Here is an 18,246-nt window from a genome sequence, read left to right on the forward strand (position 1 = left end):
TCATGCGGGAGATCGCCCGCCGTATCGCCGCGGCCGCCGGCCACGGCGACGACCGCGCGGCCCGGCTCCTGGCGGAAACCGCCGCCACGGCCAACGCCTGCGCCGTCGACCCCGCGGGCGACCTCGGCCTGGGCCGTCCCCACTTCCCCGAACCCGCCGTCGTCGGCGCCCCGGCGGCCCCGAGCACGCCGCTCAGCTGCTGCGTGAGCGCGCCGAGGCCGGCCTCATCCGCCGCGGCTTCGACCGAGACCTCCCGCGCCCGCCGGCGACTCGAGGAAGAGCTCGCCGTCATCCGCACGCTGCAGTACGACACCTACTTCCTCACCGTCGCCCCGGTCGTCGCCGACGTCCTGTGGGTTCGCATTTCGCCTGTCCCTTTCTCAGCGGCAGTGGCCCTTGCCCGGCTCTTGGGACAGAGAAGTGAGACGAACGACCGTGTGTCCGAACCCTCCATGAACCTGCCGTTCGCCTACGCACCATCCCGCTCCCACGCTGGTGTCGCGGTCACGAAGAGGGCTCAGGAGTACGCGCGAGGTACTCCTGGAGTTCGCGGTGCCGGAACTGCTGGGCAACACCGGCTGCCCTGACCAGGCCGGCCCCGTGACACCACCACAGGAATCGGTCGAGGCCCGTTGGCAAACGCCCTCTGGTGGACACCAGCAGGGCGAGATGCCTCGCCCCCGCGAGCCCCGCCGTTACTCCGAACCCCGCTCCCACAGTCAGAGCGCATGCGAGCATGAATCCCGGTGCCAGCACCTCTCGCATGATCAGTGCGAGTGCGCGCTCATTGTGAGCGCTGATGCGATCCTCAACCGAAGACTGCGCGAGATGGGCGTGCGCGGGTCGGTGGCGTAGTCGACGTCCTCCTCCACGACCGGACCGGTGCGCAGAGCTGTGGCGAAGATACTCAAGATCCCCAACGCCACAGCCGAGGCCACTGGCAGGAAGAGCCAGCTCACCGCCCTGATGATGACGGCAGTTGCGACCGGCCCGCCCACCGCCGGCCATGACAAGAACCACCCGCATCCCGCTTGGAACAGATCGATGCGGGCCGGCTTGGGTCAGGTCTGTGCCCAACTCGCGGTCAGCATCGCGAAGGCTGAGAGTCCTGCGGCAGAGACGGCGCCGAGGTACTGCCAGGACAACAGGGCCGGCGTGTGGAGCAGCATGATCGAACCACCAGTCAGCCAGATGACAGCGACGGCTGCGAAGGTGACATATCGCGGGCGACGGCCTGCGAGCGGCCACAGTTCGTGAAGGACGATATCGGTGCCCGAAAGGAGGCGCCCGCCGACGGAACGAGATGTGACCTCGTTGTTCCCCAGGTAGGAGGCGAGTGTCGCGAGCCACATGTGGACCCGCTGCGGTGTATAGGCGGCCTTCCGGCCTTCTCGGCCCGCCTTGACGGCGGCCGGGATGTAGAGGCCGAGCAGATGATCTCGGATCTTGTCCTCGCCATCCAGCTCTGGGCGCAGCAGGTCGGACGGATCGCGGATGTACGTCCGGGCGTCGTAGTCCTGATAGGCCGTCACGGCCAAACTCAACCGCCACGGCGTGGCGAGGCTGCGAGCCAAAGCCCCGTCCGGATGGAAGTCGATGGCGTCAAGGACGTGTTGCCAGCGCGCTGTACCGTGCCGTCCCACCCGCGATTCCACGAACATCAGCGCCTTGTCCGCGGCGACGGCCTGGATCTCCACGCTCGCCGCGTCCTCCACTGCCATCGTCACGGTCTCCAACGCCCTGTGCTGCTCGGTGCGGCAGCTCACCACCAGCCCGGGTCTGCCCTGGGCGCTCTGGAAGGCGTTGAGAACCTCAAGCGCCAGGACCGCGCATCCAGGTCTCCGGCGACGGCACCACTGGACCACAGCCGCCACCGAAAGCGGCACCGGCGCCACAGTACTGGCGCAGTTCCCGGCCCAGACCGCACAGCACATCAAGATCACCCTCACCGGTTCCGCCACCAGCTGGTGGTCCGTCCACGAACTCAACCTCTACAGGGAACTGGAACGCAGCCGCAGCGGCTGGACCGCCACCGAGTCCGGCGGAGCGGCAGGCAACGTGCTCGACAGCGACAGCGGCACGCGCTGGAGCACCGCAGGCCGCCCGCCAGTGGTTCAAGGCCGACATCGGCTCAAGCCAGTGGTTCAACCACATCGTCCTCGACTGCGGAACCCGTACCGGCGACCATCCCCGCGGCTTCACAGTGGAGGCGTCCGACGAAGTGGCCATCGCGCCTGGGGCCTACGGCGCCTCGGACAGGAGGACCTGGACTGCCAGGGCGCCACCTGCCTGTACGCCGTTTACGACCTGGGATCTGGAACCGCTGGCCTGCCTGGTCGCTTGGCTTTCCTTCCACTGGGGGACCCGCTGCACCACCGACGGCAAGACCGTCTGGGCCGAGCAACCCCAGTCTTCCCGCTGAGCCAGTCCCGCGATGTGACACGGAGAGCTGCGGCTAACCGCCGATTGCCTACATGGGTCGTGTCGGCTGCAGGAACGTCGGACGTCCAGGCCTGAACCCGCCTTCTTGCCTCAATGGTCAGGTGCCAGATGCGGGCGCAGGGCCCCGCGAGCTGCCGCAGGCCGAGGCCGGGGTCGGCGAGCAGGGTGCTCAACGGCACGGCGGGGGTGCCCGGCGCGGGTGGGGTGGGGCCGGTCGGCGGCATGAGCGGTTTTCGGGGTGACGGTGCACCACGGACGGGGGCTCCGGGTGGTCACCCACCAGACTTTGTCCTGTAGGTGGAAAAAGATGCATCCGAGTCGTGCGTAAGTCCTTCCCAGTCTGGAAAATCGTTGCTACGTTCCTCCCGAAAGCCTGACGACTCAGCCAGCGGAGACAGGCGTTTGGGTCCCCAGCCGTAGGCGAGGGGAGGGGAGGGTTCGTGAGACGGATGACTGCTCGACCTGAGAACGCGCATCAGGCGCGGCTGCTTCGTCTACTGCGTGACAACGGGTCCAACTCCCGTGCTCAGCTGGGTGATCTGATGGACCTGTCCCGTTCGAAGCTGGCTGTCGAGGTGGACCGGCTGTTGGAGACGGGGCTGGTTGTCGCGGACGGGCTCGCCCCTTCGCGGGGCGGCCGGCGTTCGCACAACATCCGGCTCGCGCCGACGCTGCGTTTCCTCGGTGTCGACATCGGTGCCACGTCGATCGATGTCGCCGTAACGAATGCGGAGTTGGAGGTCCTGGGGCATCTGAATCATCCGATGGATGTCCGGGAGGGGCCGGTGGCGGTCTTCGAGCAGGTGCTGTCGATGGCTGCCAAGCTGAGGGCCTCCGGTGTCGCGGAAGGCTTCGACGGCACCGGGATCGGGGTCCCGGGACCGGTCCGCTTTCCGGAGGGAGTGCCGGTCGCGCCTCCGATCATGCCGGGCTGGGACGGCTTCCCGGTGCGGGAGGCGCTCAGTCAGGAACTGGGCTGTCCGGTCATGGTCGACAACGACGTGAACCTGATGGCGGTGGGGGAGCAGCACGCGGGCGTGGCGCGTTCCGCAGGTGACTTCCTGTGCATCAAGATCGGGACCGGCATCGGCTGCGGGATCGTGGTCGGCGGCGAGGTCTACCGGGGGACGACGGGCAGCGCCGGCGACATCGGTCATATCCAGGTGGAACCGGGAGGCCGTGCGTGTGCGTGTGGCAACCGGGGTTGCCTGGAGGCGCATTTCAGCGGTGCCGCGTTGGCCCGTGACGCGGAGGAGGCCGCGCGCGCGGGCCGGTCGGTGGAGCTTGCTGCCCGGCTGGAGACGGCCGGGCATCTGACGGCCGCGGATGTGTCGGCCGCTGCGGCGGCGGGGGACGCGGTGGCTTTGGAGCTGATCCGGGAGGGCGGGACGCGTCTGGGAAAGGTCATCGCCGGTCTTGTCAGTTTCTTCAACCCGGGGCTGGTCGTGATCGGCGGTGGTGTGACCGGGCTCGGGCACACGCTACTGGCCAGTGTTCGGACCCAGGTGTACCGGCAGTCGTTGCCGCTGGCCACGGGCAACCTGCCGATCGTGCTGGGGGAGTTGGGACCGGCCGCCGGAGCCATCGGCGCGGCCCGGCTCATCAGCGACCACGTCTTCTCACCGGCCTGACCGCTGCCGGGCCCCGCCGGACACGGACCACCACCGACCACGGCGATCACCGCAACACCCTCGTGCCACGGCAACCCCATGGCGCCCTCGCAACACCCATAGAGCCGCCGCACCGCCCAAACCACCGCCGTACCACGGCACCACGCCTCGGTGACCGGCTCCCACCACCGCACTACTCGCCGGGCCGTCAGGCCTGCCCTGCCCTGCTCAGCCCGTACGCCGCCCTGTCTTGCCCAACCCCTACGCCCCGGCGCACACGATGCCAGGGGCGCCCCAGAGCCGCCCATGTACCCGAACCGCCCTGTCCAGCCCTGCCCGCTCACGGCCCGCACCCGCCCGAGGGGATTCCCATGGCACCACAACCACCCCTGCTCACCGTGTCCGGTATCACCAAGTCGTTCCCGGGCGTCCGCGCCCTGGACGGTGTGGACCTTGAAGTCCAGGCCGGCGAAGTCCACTGCCTCCTCGGCCAGAACGGCGCCGGCAAATCAACTTTGATCAAAGTGCTCGCCGGAGCTCACCAGCCCGACGGCGGTGAGATCACGTGGCGGGGCGAGCCTGTGACCTTGGGGTCGCCGATCGCCGCCATGCGTCTGGGTATCGCCACCATCTATCAGGAACTCGATCTGATCGAGGGGCTGTCCGTCGCGGAGAACGTCTTCCTCGGGCACGAACCCACGTCCGCCGGGTTCGTCGTACGCGGCTCCGCCGCCCGTACGGCGACCGCGGAGTTGCTGAAACGTCTCGGGCACTCGGAGATCGATCCCTCGCGGCTCGTCGGCGACCTGTCCGCGGCGCAGCAGCAGATCGTCTCGATGGCCCGCGCGCTGTCCCATGAGGTTCGGCTGATCGTGATGGACGAGCCGTCTGCGGCGCTCGACCCCGACGAGGTCGACAACCTCTTCAGGATCGTGGGCGATCTGACGGCCGACGGTGTCGCCGTCGTCTACATCTCCCACCGTCTTGAGGAGATCCGCCGCATCGGCGACCGGGTCACCGTCCTGAAGGACGGACGGGCCGTCGCCGGCGGTCTGCCCGCCAAGACGACTCCGACCCATGAGGTCGTGGCTCTGATGACGGGCCGGAACGTCGAGTACGTCTTCCCCGAGCGCCCCCAGGCGGGGTTCGCCGCGGGGCGGGAACCGGTGCTGACGGTCGAAGGGCTGACCCGGCGCGGCGAGTTCGCGCCCGTCGATCTGGAGCTGCGGCCCGGTGAGATCGTCGGTCTGGCCGGGCTCGTCGGTTCCGGACGCAGCGAGATCCTGGAGACGATCTACGGAGCTCGCAGGGCCGACGGCGGCCGTGTCCTCGTCGACGGCACCCCGTTGCGCCCCGGCAGTGTCCGCGCCGCCGTCCGCGCCGGCATCGGCCTCGCGCCCGAGGAACGCAAGGCGCAGGGCCTGCTGATGCTGGAGTCCGTCAGCAGCAACGTCTCGGTCGCCACCCTGTCCCGGTTCTCCCGCGCGGGCTGGCTCGACCGGCGTGCCGAGCGCGCCGCGGCGCACCAGGCGGTTCGGGAGCTGTCCTTGCGGCCCGACAATCCCGACGCCGCGATCCGGACGCTGTCCGGCGGCAACCAGCAGAAGGCGGTGCTCGCACGCTGGCTGTTGCGCGGCTGCAAAGTGCTGCTGCTGGACGAGCCGACCCGGGGTGTCGACATCGGCGCCCGGGCGGAGCTTTACGCAGTGATTCGCCGGCTGGCCGACGAGGGCCTGGCCGTACTTCTCGTGTCCAGTGAGGTGCCCGAAGTCCTGGGCCTCGCCGACCGGGTGCTGGTGCTGCGGGAAGGCAGCGTCGTGCACACGGCGGACGCCCGGGAGCTCGACGAGCACCGTGTACTTGATCTTGTGATGGAAGGGAGCCCGACGCCATGACGCAGCCGGCCACTGCGGCGCAGCAGGAAGCGCCGACGTCCGCCGCCAAGTCCGCGGGGGACAAGGAGAGTTCGCGCCGACCGCTCGGTCTGCGGTGGGACGTGCGCAGTCTGTCGCTGCTCGGCGTCCTCGCCGTACTCGTCGTGGTCGGTGGGATCACCGCGCCGGAGGAGTTCCTGGCGACGAGCAATCTGCAACTCGTCCTCACCCAGGCGTCCGTGATCGGTGTCGTCACCGTCGGCATGACGTTCGTCATCACCAGCGGCGGGATCGACCTGTCGGTCGGCGCGATCGTGGCGCTCGCCTCGGTGTGGGCGACGACCGTGGCCACGCAGGAGTTCGGCTTCGCGGGCATCCTCTTCACCGCCGTGACCGTCGGTGTGGGCTGCGGTCTGGTGAACGGCATGCTGGTCGCCTACGGCAGGATGGTGCCGTTCATCGCGACGCTGGCCATGCTTGCCTCCGCCCGGGGCCTGGCGTTGCAGATCACGGACGGCAGCACCCAGGTCGTGACCGTCGAATCGGTGCTCGATCTCGGTGTCAGGGACGCCTACATCCTCGGCATCCCGCCCCTGGTCCTGGTCTTCGCCGCGGTCACCGTCATCGGCTGGCTGGTGCTCAACCGCACCACCTTCGGCCGCCGCACCGTCGCCGTCGGCGGCAATGCGGAAGCCGCGCGCCTCTCCGGCATCGATGTCCGCCGCCAGCGCCTGTACCTGTACCTGTTGTCCGGCCTGTGCTGCGGTATCGCCGCGTTCATGCTGATCGTGCTCGCCGGCTCGGGTCAGAACACCAACGGCAACCTCTACGAGCTGGACGCCATCGCCGCGGCGATCATCGGCGGCACCCTGCTCAGCGGCGGTCGCGGCACCATCGTCGGCTCCGTCCTCGGCGTCCTGATCTTCACCACGATCACCAACATCTTCGCGCTGAACAACCTCGAGACCGCTGTCCAGCAGATCGCGAAGGGCGCGATCATCGTCGCCGCCGTCCTGGTCCAGCGCCGCTCACTGCGCGGCGGCGACGCCTGACGCCGTGCAGCACACCGCCGGACGGCGGGCCCTGACCCCGCCGTCCGGCACCCCCACCTGCTCCATCTGACGCACACCGCCCAGTCGAAGGGTCGATCCGCCATGGCAAGAATCCCCGCCACCAGCCGCAGAGCACTGCTGTTCGGCGCCGCAGCCGTTTCCTCCGGCGCGCTGCTGACGGCCTGCACCAGCAACGAGCCCACGAACCAGGAAGCGGCCGCGGACAACGCCGCCCCGGTCGCGGACGACAAGCCGGGCAAGCCCGTCACCATCGGCTTCGCCGGCCCGCAGGCCGACCACGGCTGGCTCAACGCCATCAACGACAACGCCAAGTCGCGTGCGGAGAGGTACTCCGACGTCACGCTGGAGATCACCGAGGGTTCCAACGACACCGCCCAGCAGATCGGCCAGATCGAGACCCTCATCAACAAGAAGGTCGACGTGCTGGTGGTGTTGCCCGCCGACGGCAAGGCGCTCACCCAGGTCGGGCTCAAGGCGATGCGCGCGGGCATCCCGGTCGTCAACCTCGACCGGATCTTCAACTCGCCGCAGGCGTACCGCTGCTGGATCGGCGGCGACAACTACGGCATGGGCCTCAACGCCGGCCACTACATCGGCGAGCAACTCAAGGACAAGCCGAACGCCCGCGTCGTCGAACTCGCAGGGCTCGACAACCTGGAGCTGACCCAGCAGCGCACCCAGGGCTTCGACGACGCCCTGAAGAACTACCCCAACATCAAGAAGGTGGCCCGCCAGGCGGCCGACTTCACCGTCGAGTCCGGCCAGGCCAAGATGGCGCAACTGCTCCAGGCCCAGTCGAAGTTCGACGCTCTGTGGAACCACGACGACGACCAGGGCGTGGGCGCGCTGCGCGCCATCGAGCAGGCCGGCCGCGACGACTTCCTGATGGTCGGCGGAGCGGGTGCCAAGTCCGCGATGGACGCCATCAAGGCCGGCAACAGCGTGCTCAAGGCGACCGTCCTGTACCCGCCGACGATGGCCGCCTCCGCCATCGATCTCGCCCGGGCGCTCGGCCAGGGCAAGGGTGTCGGCGGCCTCGCCGAGTTCGAGATCCCGTCCTCGCTGACCCTCTACTCGGCCGTGGTCACCAAGGACAACGTCGACCAGTACCTGCCGACCGGCTTCATCTGACCGGTCCGGGCCTCGTGCCCCACGAACACAACGATGAGTCAGTGACACTCCGACGAGGAGGAATCCGTATGGAACAGAGGGACGGTCGGACCGCACCGCCGGCACTCGGCGTGGGCATGGTCGGCTACGCGTTCATGGGCGCCGCGCACTCACAAGGATGGCGCACCGTGGGGCACGTGTTCGACCTGCCGCTGCGGCCGGTCCTGGCCGCGATCGCCGGCCGCGACGCGCACGCCGTGCGGGCGGCGGCCGACAAGCACGGCTGGGCCGCGGCGGAGACCGACTGGCGCGCCCTCGTGGCCCGCGACGACGTGCAACTCGTCGACATCTGCACACCGGGCGACAGCCATGCGGAGATCGCGATCGCGGCCCTGGAGGCGGGCAAGCACGTGCTGTGCGAGAAGCCCCTGGCCAACTCGGTCGCCGAGGCGGAGGCCATGGTCACGGCCGCCGAAGCGGCCCGCGCGCGCGGGCAGCTGGCCATGGTGGGCTTCAACTACCGGCGCGTGCCCGCCCTCACCTACGCACGCCGGCTCATCGCGGACGGCAGGCTCGGCACGCTGCGCCACGTACGGGTCAGCTACCTCCAGGACTGGCTGGTCGACCCCGACTTCCCGCTGACGTGGCGGCTGCAGCGGGAGCACGCGGGGTCGGGGGCGCTCGGCGACCTCGGCGCGCACATCGTCGACCTCGCCCAGTACCTGACGGGTGACGTGCTGGTCGGGGTCTCCGCCCAGATGGAGACGTTCGTGACGGAACGCCCCCGCATCGACGGTGCCTCCGCCGGTCTGACCGCTTCCGGCGGCGCCCGGCGCGGGCCGGTCACGGTCGACGACGCGGCCGTGTTCACCGGCCGGCTCTCCTCGGGGGCGCTCGCCACGTTCGAGGCGACCCGGATGGCGTCCGGGCGGAAGAACGCCCTGCGGCTGGAGGTCAACGGCGAGTTCGGTTCGCTCGCCTTCGACCTCGAGCGGCTCAACGAGCTGTCCTTCCACGACCACCGGGAGCCCGCCGCCACGGCCGGGTTCCGCAGGATCGTCGTCACCGAGGCCGAGCACCCGTACCTGGAGGGCTGGTGGCCGCCGGGCCACGCGCTCGGCTACGAGCACACCTTCGCCCACCAGGCCCGCGACCTGGTCGAGGCCATCGCGTCCGGCACCGACCCGATGCCGTCGTTCGCCGACGGTCTGCAGGTGCAGCGGGTGCTCGCCGCGGTGGAGGAGAGCGCGCAGAAGAACGCCGTCTACACCCCTGTCCAGGCCGTCGAGGCCGAAGGCCGGTAGAGATCCGGCAGGAACCCCGATCGGAGGCGCCATGCCACGCCCGTTCACCCTGTTCACCGGTCAGTGGGCCGATCTGCCGTTGGAGGAGGTCTGCCGGCTGGCCCGCGACTTCGGCTACGACGGTCTCGAACTCGCCTGCTGGGGCGACCACTTCGAGGTCGACAAGGCCTTGGCCGACCCGTCCTACCTGGCCGGCCGGCACGCCCTGCTGGAGAAGTACGGCCTCCGCTGCTGGGCGATCTCCAACCATCTCGTCGGCCAGGCCGTCTGCGACAACCCCATCGACGAACGGCACCAGGGCATCCTGCCCGCCCGCATCTGGGGCGACGGGGAGCCGGAGGGCGTACGCCAGCGGGCCGCTGCCGAGATCAAGGACACGGCGCGTGCCGCGGCCGCCTTCGGCGTCGACACGGTCGTCGGTTTCACCGGATCGTCGATCTGGCATCTGGTGGCGATGTTCCCGCCGGTACCGGAACGGATGATCGAGCGCGGCTACGAGGACTTCGCGGAACGCTGGAACCCGATCCTGGACGTGTTCGACGCCGAGGGCGTCCGTTTCGCCCACGAGGTCCATCCCAGCGAGATCGCCTACGACTACTGGACCACCCGACGCGCCCTGGAGGCGGTGGACAACCGGCCGGCTTTCGGGCTCAACTTCGACCCCAGCCACTTCGTCTGGCAGGACCTGGACCCGGTCGGCTTCCTCTACGACTTCCGGGACCGGATCTACCACGTCGACTGCAAGGAGGCCCGCAAGCGTCTGGACGGGCGCAACGGGCGGCTCGGCTCCCATCTGCCCTGGGGCGACCCGCGGCGCGGCTGGGACTTCGTCTCCGCCGGGCACGGCGACGTCCCCTGGGAGGACGTGTTCCGGATGCTGCGTTCGATCGGTTACGACGGTCCGATCTCCGTGGAGTGGGAGGACGCCGGCATGGACCGCCTCATGGGTGCGCCGCAAGCACTCGCCGATCTGAAGCGGTTCGACTTCGACCCGCCCTCGGCGTCCTTCGACGCCGCCTTCGCGGGCGGCGACAACTAGGCACCGGCCAGGTCAAGGCCCGGTGGCGGGAGAGCCGCCGGGCCGGTCCGGGCTGCCCGGACACGCCTTTGTCCTCGATCTGGAAAAAGTTCGACTTCCTTGTTGCGCAAGGTCTTTCCGTCGAGGACGAACCGGGCTACGGTCCCCTCTCGTGCACAGGAGCTACAGGTGGGTTCGCGAGTGACAGCGCGTCACAGCTCACCTTCCCTCGTTCGACCGGCCTACGGAGGACATCCGTGCACAGCACAGAGTCAAGGGCACCCAGGGACCCCGCACTTCTCACCGGCGGCCTTCTCGCCGCCGACTCGCTCGCCGTAACCGCGCCGACCACGGGGCTGCCCTCCTAGGCCGCGGCCAAAGCCCGCCCACATGCCGACGGCGGGCGGGGAGGCCCTCGAGCCCCCGCCCACCGTCCTCCAACCACATCGGAACATCGCCATGGCAGGGAGGCAGCCCGTGAACAACGACGGGAACGCATCGCAGCCCCGGAGCGGCGGGCGGACCGCACGCACCGGTGTCTGGTTCGTCGGAGCCCGCGGATCGGTGGCCACCACCGCCGTCGCCGGATGCGCGGCGGTCACCGCCGGACTGCATCCGCCGACCGGCATGGTCACCGAGACACCACCGTTCCACGGCACCGGCCTGCCGCCCCTGGACTCACTCGTCTTCGGCGGCCACGACACCGCCGACTGCCCGCTGCCCAAGCGGGCCGAACACCTCACCGGCGCGGGCGTCCTGCCGCACGGCCTCGCCTCCGCCGTACGCGCCGAACTTCAGGCCGCGGACGAGGAGATACGGCCCGGCGGCCCGCTCCCTGGTGACACGTGCAGCGACGAGGAACTCATCACCCACTTCGCCGCCGACCTCACCTCGTTCCGCCTGCGCAACGCACTGGCGCGGGTGGTCGTCGTCAACGTCTCCTCCACGGAGCCGCTGCCCGCGCCCGACGCCGTACGGCTGCCGCCCAGCTCCCTCTACGCGGCCGCCGCCCTGCGAGCCGGCTGCCCCTACGTCAACTTCACGCCGTCCACCGGGCTGCGCACCCCGGTCCTCACGGACGCCGCCGCGGCCAGTGGACTTCCCCACGCGGGCCGTGACGGCAAGACCGGCCAGACGCTGCTGCGGGCCGTGCTCGCCCCGATGTTCGTCCAGCGCGCCCTGTACGTGCGGGCCTGGTCCGGCACCAACCTGCTGGGCGGCGGCGACGGGGCGGCGCTGGCCGACCCGGGGGCGGCCGCGGCGAAGAACGCCGGCAAGGAGCGCGTCCTGGCCGAAACCCTCGGGCACACGCCGGAGGGCGAGGTGCACATCGACGACGTGCCGGCGCTCGGCGACTGGAAGACCGCCTGGGACCACATCGCCTTCGAGGGCTTCCTCGGCTCGCGGATGATCCTCCAGACCATCTGGCAGGGCTGCGACTCGGCCCTGGCCGCACCGCTCGTGCTGGACCTGGCCCGCCTGGTCGCCCGCGCCCACGAGGCGGGCCTGTCCGGCCCGCTCCCGGAACTGGGCTTCTACTTCAAGGACCCCGACGCAGGTCCGTCGGGCCTCTCGGAGCAGTTCACCGCGCTGCTGGCGTTCGCCGACCGCCTGCGGGAGGGGAAGTGATCCGCTCCCTCCTGTCCCGTCTCGCCCCACCCGCACCGGTGCCCGCCCCGAAGCCCACCCGACCCGGGAACGGTCAGGGCCCCGTGGGCGCCGCACCGGGGCGCGGGCGACGCGCGCGACTGCGGGACTGGGCCGAACTGCTGCGTGTCTCTGCGCTGTTCACCGTGCCCGGTGACGCCCTCGCCGGCGCCGCGGCCGCCGGGCTGCGGCCCAACCGGGGCACGGCGTACGCCGTGGGCGCCTCGCTCTGCCTCTACGAGGCGGGCATGGCGCTCAACGACTGGGCCGACCGCGACGAGGACGCCGTCGACCGCCCCCAGCGTCCCGTCCCCTCCGGCCGTATCTCCCCGACGGCGGCGCTGGGTGCGGCCGGACTCCTGACCGCGGCGGGCCTGACGTGCGCCGCCCGCGCCGGCCGCCCCGCACTCGCGGTGGCGACGGCCCTGACCGCCACAGTCTGGGCGTACGACCTCCGGTTGAAGCACACCCACGCGGCCCCGGCGGCGATGGCCGCGGCCCGCGCCCTGGACCTCCTGCTCGGCGCCACGGCAACCATGTCGGCGCCCACCAAGACGCGGTCCGGCCGAGGAGCCGCCGGCACGGCACCGTCCGCGCGCGCTCGTGGCCCGCTGCCCCACCGGGGCGGCGCCACAGCGCCGTCCGGTCCGGACGTGACTGCTCCCGCTGCCGGCCCGGCGCTCTCCGCCCCGGACGCCCGCACGCGGCGGGGCGAGGCCGGCGCCGGGGCCCCAATGTCCCGTCAGGGGCACGGCTACGGGAAGGCATGGGGTGGGCCACCTTCCGCCACGCCCAGTGCTGCCCTGCGCGTCGCGGCCCCCGCCGCCGCGCTGGCCGCCCATACCTACGCCGTCACTGCCGTCTCGCGGCACGAGGCGCACGGCGGTTCGACGCTCGCCCCCCTCGCCGCGCTCGGTGCGACAACCGCGCTCGGCCTGCTGTTGGCACGGACACGCGGGACGGCAGGGCTCATCCCGGCGTTGCTGGCCGCCGCGTACGTCCGTACCGCCGCCATTCCCTGCCTGCACGCCGCCCTCAACCCGTCCCCGCCTCTCACGCAGCGCGCCGTCGGCGGCGGGATCCGCGCCATGATCCCGCTCCAGGCCGCGCTCGTCGCCCGGTCCGGAGCGGGTGCCACCGGGCTCGCCCTGCTGGGGCTCGTACCCCTGGCCCGCACGCTCGCACGGAAGGTGAGCCTCACATGAGCCGTCAGCAGCGACTCCGCCTCGGTTACGGCACCAACGGCCTCACCGACCTCCGCCTCGACGACGCCCTCGGCCTGCTCGCAGACCTGGGCTACGACGGCGTCGGGCTCACGCTCGACCACATGCACCTCGACCCGCTCGCCCCCGATCTCGCCGCCCGTACCGCCCACGTCGCCCGTCGGCTCGGCGAACTCGGTCTCACCGCGACCGTCGAGACGGGCGCCCGTTACGTACTCGACCCGCATCGCAAGCACGGTCCGTCGCTGCTGGAGGCGGACCCTGAGGGCCGTGCCGCCCGCACCCGGCTGCTGATCACAGCGGTCAGGGTCGCGGCGGACCTCGGGGCGCACGCCGTGCACTGCTTCAGCGGCATCACCCCGCCCGGCACCGACGACGACACCGCGTGGCAGCGCCTGGAGGAGGCGCTCCTGCCCGTGCTCGACGCCGCAGCCGCCGCCGGCGTGCCGATCGCGATCGAACCCGAGCCGGGACACCTCCTTGCCACCCTCGCCGACTTCCATCACCTGCGCACCTTGCTCGGCAGCCCTTCTCCTCTCGGCCTGACCCTCGACATCGGCCACTGCCAGTGCCTGGAGCCGGCCCCGCCCGCCGAGTGCGTCCGTGCGGTCGCGCCCTGGCTGCGGCATGTGCAGATCGAGGACATGCGCCGCGGGGTGCACGAGCATCTGCCGTTCGGCGACGGCGAGATCGACTTCCCGCCCGTGCTGGACGCGCTCGCCGCCACCGGCTACCAGGGCCTCACCGTCGTCGAGCTGCCCCGCCACTCCCACGCCGGGCCTGAACTGGCCCGATCCTCCATCGAGTTCCTCCGGACCGCGGCAGCCACCGCCACGAAGGGAGCGCCGGCACCATGACGCAACCACCTCCCTGGACCCGCGGGGACATCGACGCGGCGCTGCCCGACGACACCGCGCGCGCCTGGTTCGACGAGGCGCTGGCCGACGCCGCGGGCGCGGCCGAAGCACCCCAGGCGGCTCCCTCCCCGTACATCGCCCACACCTGGGAGCTGCGGTTCGCCGCCGCCGGGCGGCACTGCGGCCACAACAACGCGGACGCCGTCCGTACGCTCCTGCTGGTCGAGGTCCGGGCGGGACTCGAGACCCTGACCCGGCTCTACCAGCACGGCAGTGCTGCCGAACGCCGCGCCGTGCTCCGGGCGCTGCCGGCTCTGGTCGAAGGGCCGCATGCCGTGCACCTCGTCGAGGACGCCCTGCGCTCCAACGACACCAGCCTTGTCGCCGCAGCCGTCGGCCCCTACGCCGCCGCCCACCTCGACCCGCACGCCTGGCGCCACGCCGTCCTGAAGTGCCTGTTCACCGGCGTCCCGCTCGACGCGGTCGCGAGCTTGGCGCAGCGGGCGGCCGGCGACGGCGAACTGGCCCGCATGCTCACCGACTACGCCGCCGAGCGGACCTCCGCCGGCCGCGACGTCCCCCATGATCTCGGTCGCGTGCTGACCCTGACGGGTGACAAGCCCAAGGAGCTTTGATGCGTATCTTCGACCCCCACATCCACATGACGTCCCGCACCACCGACGACTACGAGGCGATGTACGCCGCCGGTGTGCGCGCCGTCGTCGAGCCGTCCTTCTGGCTCGGCCAGCCCCGCACCTCCCCGGCCAGTTTTTTCGACTACTTCGACGCCCTGCTCGGCTGGGAACCCTTCCGCGCCGCCCAGTACGGCATCGCCCACCACTGCACCATCGCCCTCAACCCCAAAGAGGCCAACGATCCCCGCTGTACGCCGGTCCTGGACGCCCTGCCCCGCTACCTCGTCAAGGACGGCGTCGTCGCCGTCGGCGAGATCGGCTACGACGCCATGACACCGGCCGAGGACACCGCGCTGGCCGCCCAGCTCCAGCTCGCCGCCGACCACGGTCTGCCCGCCCTCGTCCACACGCCCCACCGCGACAAGCTCGCCGGGCTGCACCGCACCGTCGACGTCGTCCGCGAGTCGGAACTGCCCATGGAGCGCGTGCTGCTCGACCACCTCAACGAGACGACCGTCGAGCACGCCAAGGACAGCGGCTGCTGGCTCGGCTTCTCCGTCTACCCGGACACCAAGATGGACGAGGACCGCATGGTCACGATCCTGAGGACGTACGGAACGGAGAAGGTCCTCGTCAACTCGGCCGCCGACTGGGGAAAGAGCGACCCGCTGAAGACCCGCAAGGTCGCCGACGCCATGCTCGCGGCCGGCTTCGGCGAGGACGACGTCGACCAGGTGCTGTGGCGCAACCCGGTCGCCTTCTACGGACTCAGCGGCCGTCTCCGGCTCGACGTCCCGAAGCCGGAGAGCCTGCACGAGGGCAACTCCATCCAGCGCGGCGGGGAGTGAGCCATGCGCTTCCGGCACCCTGACGGCTCCACCGTCCACCTCGCCTACTGCACCAACGTCCACCCCGCAGAAACCCTCGACGGGGTCTTCGCCCAGCTGCGCGACCACTGCGAGCCGGTCCGCAAATACCTGGGACGCGACCGCCTCGGCATCGGCCTGTGGCTCGCCAAGGACGCCGCACGCGCGCTGATCACCGACCCGGTGGCGCTGCGGGAACTTCGGGCCGAGCTGGACCGGCGCGGCCTCGAAGTCGTCACGCTGAATGGATTTCCCTACGAGGGGTTCAGCGCGGAGGAGGTCAAGTACCGCGTCTACAAGCCCGACTGGGCCGACACCGAACGCCTCGCGCACACCACCGACCTGGCCCGGCTCCTGACGGCGCTCCTGCCGGACGACGTCACCGAGGGGACCGTCTCCACCCTTCCGCTCGCCTGGCGGACCGGCTTCGACGAGCGCGCCGCCGCCACCGCCGGTGCGGCACTGACCACCCTGGCGCAGCGGCTCGACGCGCTTCAGGAGCTGACCGGCAAGTCGATCCGTATCGCCCTCGAACCGGAGCCCGGCTGCACGGTGGAGACTACCGCCGACGCGATCGGACCGCTCACCGCGCTGCCCGGCCACCGTATCGGCGTGTGCGTCGACACCTGCCATCTCGCCACCTCCTTCGAGGACCCGGAGACGGCGCTGGCCGCGCTCGACGCGGCCGGTGTCGGCGTCCACAAGGCGCAGCTCTCGGCCGCCCTGCACGCCGAGGAACCCCGTCTGCCGGAGGTCCGCGACGCCCTCGCGGGCTTTGCCGAACCGCGCTTCCTGCACCAGACCCGCACCCTCACGGCCGCCGGACTGCGCGGCACCGACGACCTCGGCGAGGCGCTGGCCGGCGAGGCCCTGCCCGACGACACGCCCTGGCGTGCCCACTTCCACGTCCCCCTGCACGCCCCGCCCGCAGCACCGCTCACCTCCACTCTGCACGTGCTCCAGGACGTGCTGACCCTGCTGGTGGGAGGCATGGAGCCGCGCACCCGTCATCTCGAGGTCGAGACCTACACCTGGCAGGCCCTCCCGCCCGAGCTGCGCCCGCGCACCAGGACCCAGCTCGTCGAGGGCATCGCCGCCGAACTGGCCCTCGCCCGCGACCTGCTCACCGACCTCGGCCTGAAGGAACTGCCGTGACGGACGTGAAGGACCTTCCATGAGCGACAAGCGCCCCACCCCCCTTCTGGTCCTGGACGTCGTCGGCCTCACCCCCCGGCTCCTCGACCGCATGCCCCGCCTCAAGGCGTTGGCGGCCTCCGGCTCGCAGGCGAACCTGTCCACCGTGCTGCCGGCCGTCACCTGCGCCGCGCAGTCCACCTTCCTCACCGGCGTGCTCCCCGGCGAGCACGGCATCGTCGGCAACGGCTGGTACTTCCGCGAGCTCGGCGACGTACTGCTGTGGCGCCAGCACAACGGTCTCGTCGCCGGCGACAAACTGTGGGACGCCGCCCGCCGTGCCCACCCCGGCTACACGGTGGCCAACATCTGCTGGTGGTACGCCATGGGCGCCGACACCGACATCACCGTCACCCCCCGTCCCGTCTACTACGCCGACGGCCGCAAGGAACCCGACTGCTACACCCGCCCGCCGGCCCTGCACGACGAACTCACCGAGAAGTTCGGTACGTTCCCCCTCTTCCATTTCTGGGGACCGGGCGCGGACATCGTCTCCAGCCGGTGGATCGCCGACACGACCCGCCACATCCTGCGCACCCGCCGGCCCGACCTGGCCCTGTGCTACCTGCCGCACCTCGACTACGACCTGCAGCGCTACGGCCCCGACGACCCCCGCTCCCACCGCGCCGCCGCCGAACTAGACGCGGTGATCGGCCCGTTGCTCGACGACGCCCGCGCCGAGGGCCGCACGGTCGTCGCCCTGTCCGAGTACGGCATCGCCCGCGTCAGCCGCCCCGTCGACATCAACCGCGCCCTGCGGCGGGCCGGTCTGCTCGAGGTGCACTCGCAGGACGGCATGGAGTACCTCGACGCGATGGCGTCCCGCGCCTTCGCCGTCGCCGACCACCAGATCGCGCACGTCTACGTCCGCCGGCCCGAGGACCTCGCGGCCACCCGCGAGGCACTGAAGGACCTGCCGGGCATTGCCGAGATCCTCGACGACGACGGCAAGAAGGCCAACGGGCTCGATCACCCGCGCTCCGGGGAACTGGTCGCGGTCGCCGAACCGGACGCCTGGTTCACGTACTACTACTGGCTCGACGACGCCCACGCCCCCGACTTCGCCCAACTGGTCGAGATCCACCGCAAACCCGGCTACGACCCCGTCGAGCTGTTCATGGATCCCGCAGACCCTTACGTGCGGCTCAAGGCGGCCAAGGCGGTGGTCCGCAAGAAGCTCGGCATGCGTTACCGGCTTGCCGTCGTACCTCTTGACCCTTCACCCATTCGCGGCAGCCACGGCCGCCTCCCCACGAGCGACGAAGAAGGTCCGCTCGTCCTGGTCTCCACCCCCCGCGCAGTGTCCGGCCGCGTAGCGGCCACCGAAGTGAAGTCCCTGCTCCTGCGGCTCGCCGGCCTCTCCTGAGGCGGCAGCCGTCAGGCACCCGCAGCA

The 18,246-nt window shown here is 71.0% G+C and carries 15 protein-coding genes; 14 read left to right on the forward strand and 1 reads right to left on the reverse strand.

Going from position 1 to position 18,246, the window contains the following annotated elements:
- The first annotated feature begins 2 nt into the window (after positions 1-2).
- Complete coding sequence (locus tag ACFVJQ_RS34585) at positions 3-587, forward strand: hypothetical protein (protein ID WP_385789589.1); 585 nt, start codon at positions 3-5, stop codon at positions 585-587.
- Between the two features lie 474 nt (positions 588-1,061).
- Here the strand turns inward: ACFVJQ_RS34585 and ACFVJQ_RS34590 are convergent, their stop codons facing one another.
- Positions 1,062-1,886, reverse strand: coding sequence for a hypothetical protein (locus tag ACFVJQ_RS34590; protein ID WP_385789591.1), 825 nt, complete (start codon positions 1,884-1,886; stop codon positions 1,062-1,064).
- Between the two features lie 1,005 nt (positions 1,887-2,891).
- Between ACFVJQ_RS34590 and ACFVJQ_RS34595 the strand changes: the two genes are divergently transcribed.
- From ACFVJQ_RS34595 to ACFVJQ_RS34655, 13 genes are all read left to right on the forward strand, one after another.
- Positions 2,892-4,073, forward strand: coding sequence for an ROK family transcriptional regulator (locus tag ACFVJQ_RS34595; RefSeq protein WP_224733145.1), 1,182 nt, complete (start codon positions 2,892-2,894; stop codon positions 4,071-4,073).
- A gap of 350 nt (positions 4,074-4,423) precedes the next feature.
- Positions 4,424-5,947 (forward strand): sugar ABC transporter ATP-binding protein, encoded by a 1,524-nt coding sequence (locus ACFVJQ_RS34600; protein WP_385789593.1) that lies wholly within the window; start codon positions 4,424-4,426, stop codon positions 5,945-5,947.
- A complete protein-coding gene (locus ACFVJQ_RS34605; protein WP_385789595.1) occupies positions 5,944-6,978 on the forward strand; it encodes an ABC transporter permease in 1,035 nt (344 codons plus the stop codon). Before ACFVJQ_RS34600 ends, ACFVJQ_RS34605 begins: the two co-directional genes overlap by 4 nt.
- 102 nt (positions 6,979-7,080) lie before the next feature.
- Positions 7,081-8,130 (forward strand): substrate-binding domain-containing protein, encoded by a 1,050-nt coding sequence (locus ACFVJQ_RS34610; RefSeq protein ID WP_385789597.1) that lies wholly within the window; start codon positions 7,081-7,083, stop codon positions 8,128-8,130.
- Positions 8,131-8,198: 68 nt separating this feature from the next.
- Positions 8,199-9,413, forward strand: a complete 1,215-nt coding sequence (locus ACFVJQ_RS34615; RefSeq protein ID WP_385789599.1) for a Gfo/Idh/MocA family protein — start codon at positions 8,199-8,201, stop codon at positions 9,411-9,413.
- Between the two features lie 31 nt (positions 9,414-9,444).
- Complete coding sequence (locus ACFVJQ_RS34620) at positions 9,445-10,452, forward strand: sugar phosphate isomerase/epimerase family protein (protein ID WP_385789600.1); 1,008 nt, start codon at positions 9,445-9,447, stop codon at positions 10,450-10,452.
- A 456-nt stretch (positions 10,453-10,908) separates the two neighbouring features.
- On the forward strand, positions 10,909-12,060 hold the full coding sequence (locus ACFVJQ_RS34625; protein WP_385789602.1) for an inositol-3-phosphate synthase: 1,152 nt from the start codon (positions 10,909-10,911) through the stop codon (positions 12,058-12,060).
- A complete protein-coding gene (locus ACFVJQ_RS34630) occupies positions 12,057-13,283 on the forward strand; it encodes an SCO3242 family prenyltransferase (protein WP_385789604.1) in 1,227 nt (408 codons plus the stop codon). Before ACFVJQ_RS34625 ends, ACFVJQ_RS34630 begins: the two co-directional genes overlap by 4 nt.
- Positions 13,280-14,158 carry a sugar phosphate isomerase/epimerase family protein gene (locus ACFVJQ_RS34635; protein WP_385512314.1) on the forward strand — a complete coding sequence of 293 codons (879 nt, stop codon included), beginning with the start codon at positions 13,280-13,282 and terminating at the stop codon, positions 14,156-14,158. The genes ACFVJQ_RS34630 and ACFVJQ_RS34635 overlap by 4 nt, the downstream gene beginning before the upstream one ends.
- Complete coding sequence (locus ACFVJQ_RS34640) at positions 14,155-14,793, forward strand: EboA domain-containing protein (RefSeq protein ID WP_385789606.1); 639 nt, start codon at positions 14,155-14,157, stop codon at positions 14,791-14,793. Before ACFVJQ_RS34635 ends, ACFVJQ_RS34640 begins: the two co-directional genes overlap by 4 nt.
- Complete coding sequence (locus ACFVJQ_RS34645) at positions 14,793-15,641, forward strand: TatD family hydrolase (protein WP_385789608.1); 849 nt, start codon at positions 14,793-14,795, stop codon at positions 15,639-15,641. The genes ACFVJQ_RS34640 and ACFVJQ_RS34645 overlap by 1 nt, the downstream gene beginning before the upstream one ends.
- Positions 15,642-15,644: 3 nt before the next feature.
- Positions 15,645-16,814, forward strand: a complete 1,170-nt coding sequence (gene eboE, locus ACFVJQ_RS34650) for a metabolite traffic protein EboE (protein ID WP_385789610.1) — start codon at positions 15,645-15,647, stop codon at positions 16,812-16,814.
- A 19-nt stretch (positions 16,815-16,833) separates the two neighbouring features.
- Positions 16,834-18,219 (forward strand): alkaline phosphatase family protein, encoded by a 1,386-nt coding sequence (locus ACFVJQ_RS34655; RefSeq protein WP_385789612.1) that lies wholly within the window; start codon positions 16,834-16,836, stop codon positions 18,217-18,219.
- Positions 18,220-18,246: the final 27 nt, after the last annotated feature.

The sequence above is a fragment of the Streptomyces sp. NPDC127197 genome, assembly GCF_042672405.1.
GTDB classification, from domain to species: Bacteria; Actinomycetota; Actinomycetes; order Streptomycetales; family Streptomycetaceae; genus Streptomyces; species Streptomyces flavusporus.

What these genes read in the sequence shown, in the direction of transcription:
- ACFVJQ_RS34585 (WP_385789589.1), top strand. Translation starts at nt 3, where the DNA reads ATGCGGGAGATCGCCCGCCGTATCGCCGCGGCCGCCGGCCACGGCGAC.
- ACFVJQ_RS34595 (WP_224733145.1), top strand. Translation starts at nt 2,892, where the DNA reads ATGACTGCTCGACCTGAGAACGCGCATCAGGCGCGGCTGCTTCGTCTA.
- ACFVJQ_RS34600 (WP_385789593.1), top strand. Translation starts at nt 4,424, where the DNA reads ATGGCACCACAACCACCCCTGCTCACCGTGTCCGGTATCACCAAGTCG.
- ACFVJQ_RS34605 (WP_385789595.1), top strand. Translation starts at nt 5,944, where the DNA reads ATGACGCAGCCGGCCACTGCGGCGCAGCAGGAAGCGCCGACGTCCGCC.
- ACFVJQ_RS34610 (WP_385789597.1), top strand. Translation starts at nt 7,081, where the DNA reads ATGGCAAGAATCCCCGCCACCAGCCGCAGAGCACTGCTGTTCGGCGCC.
- ACFVJQ_RS34615 (WP_385789599.1), top strand. Translation starts at nt 8,199, where the DNA reads ATGGAACAGAGGGACGGTCGGACCGCACCGCCGGCACTCGGCGTGGGC.
- ACFVJQ_RS34620 (WP_385789600.1), top strand. Translation starts at nt 9,445, where the DNA reads ATGCCACGCCCGTTCACCCTGTTCACCGGTCAGTGGGCCGATCTGCCG.
- ACFVJQ_RS34635 (WP_385512314.1), top strand. Translation starts at nt 13,280, where the DNA reads ATGAGCCGTCAGCAGCGACTCCGCCTCGGTTACGGCACCAACGGCCTC.
- ACFVJQ_RS34640 (WP_385789606.1), top strand. Translation starts at nt 14,155, where the DNA reads ATGACGCAACCACCTCCCTGGACCCGCGGGGACATCGACGCGGCGCTG.
- ACFVJQ_RS34645 (WP_385789608.1), top strand. Translation starts at nt 14,793, where the DNA reads ATGCGTATCTTCGACCCCCACATCCACATGACGTCCCGCACCACCGAC.
- eboE (WP_385789610.1), top strand. Translation starts at nt 15,645, where the DNA reads ATGCGCTTCCGGCACCCTGACGGCTCCACCGTCCACCTCGCCTACTGC.
- ACFVJQ_RS34655 (WP_385789612.1), top strand. Translation starts at nt 16,834, where the DNA reads ATGAGCGACAAGCGCCCCACCCCCCTTCTGGTCCTGGACGTCGTCGGC.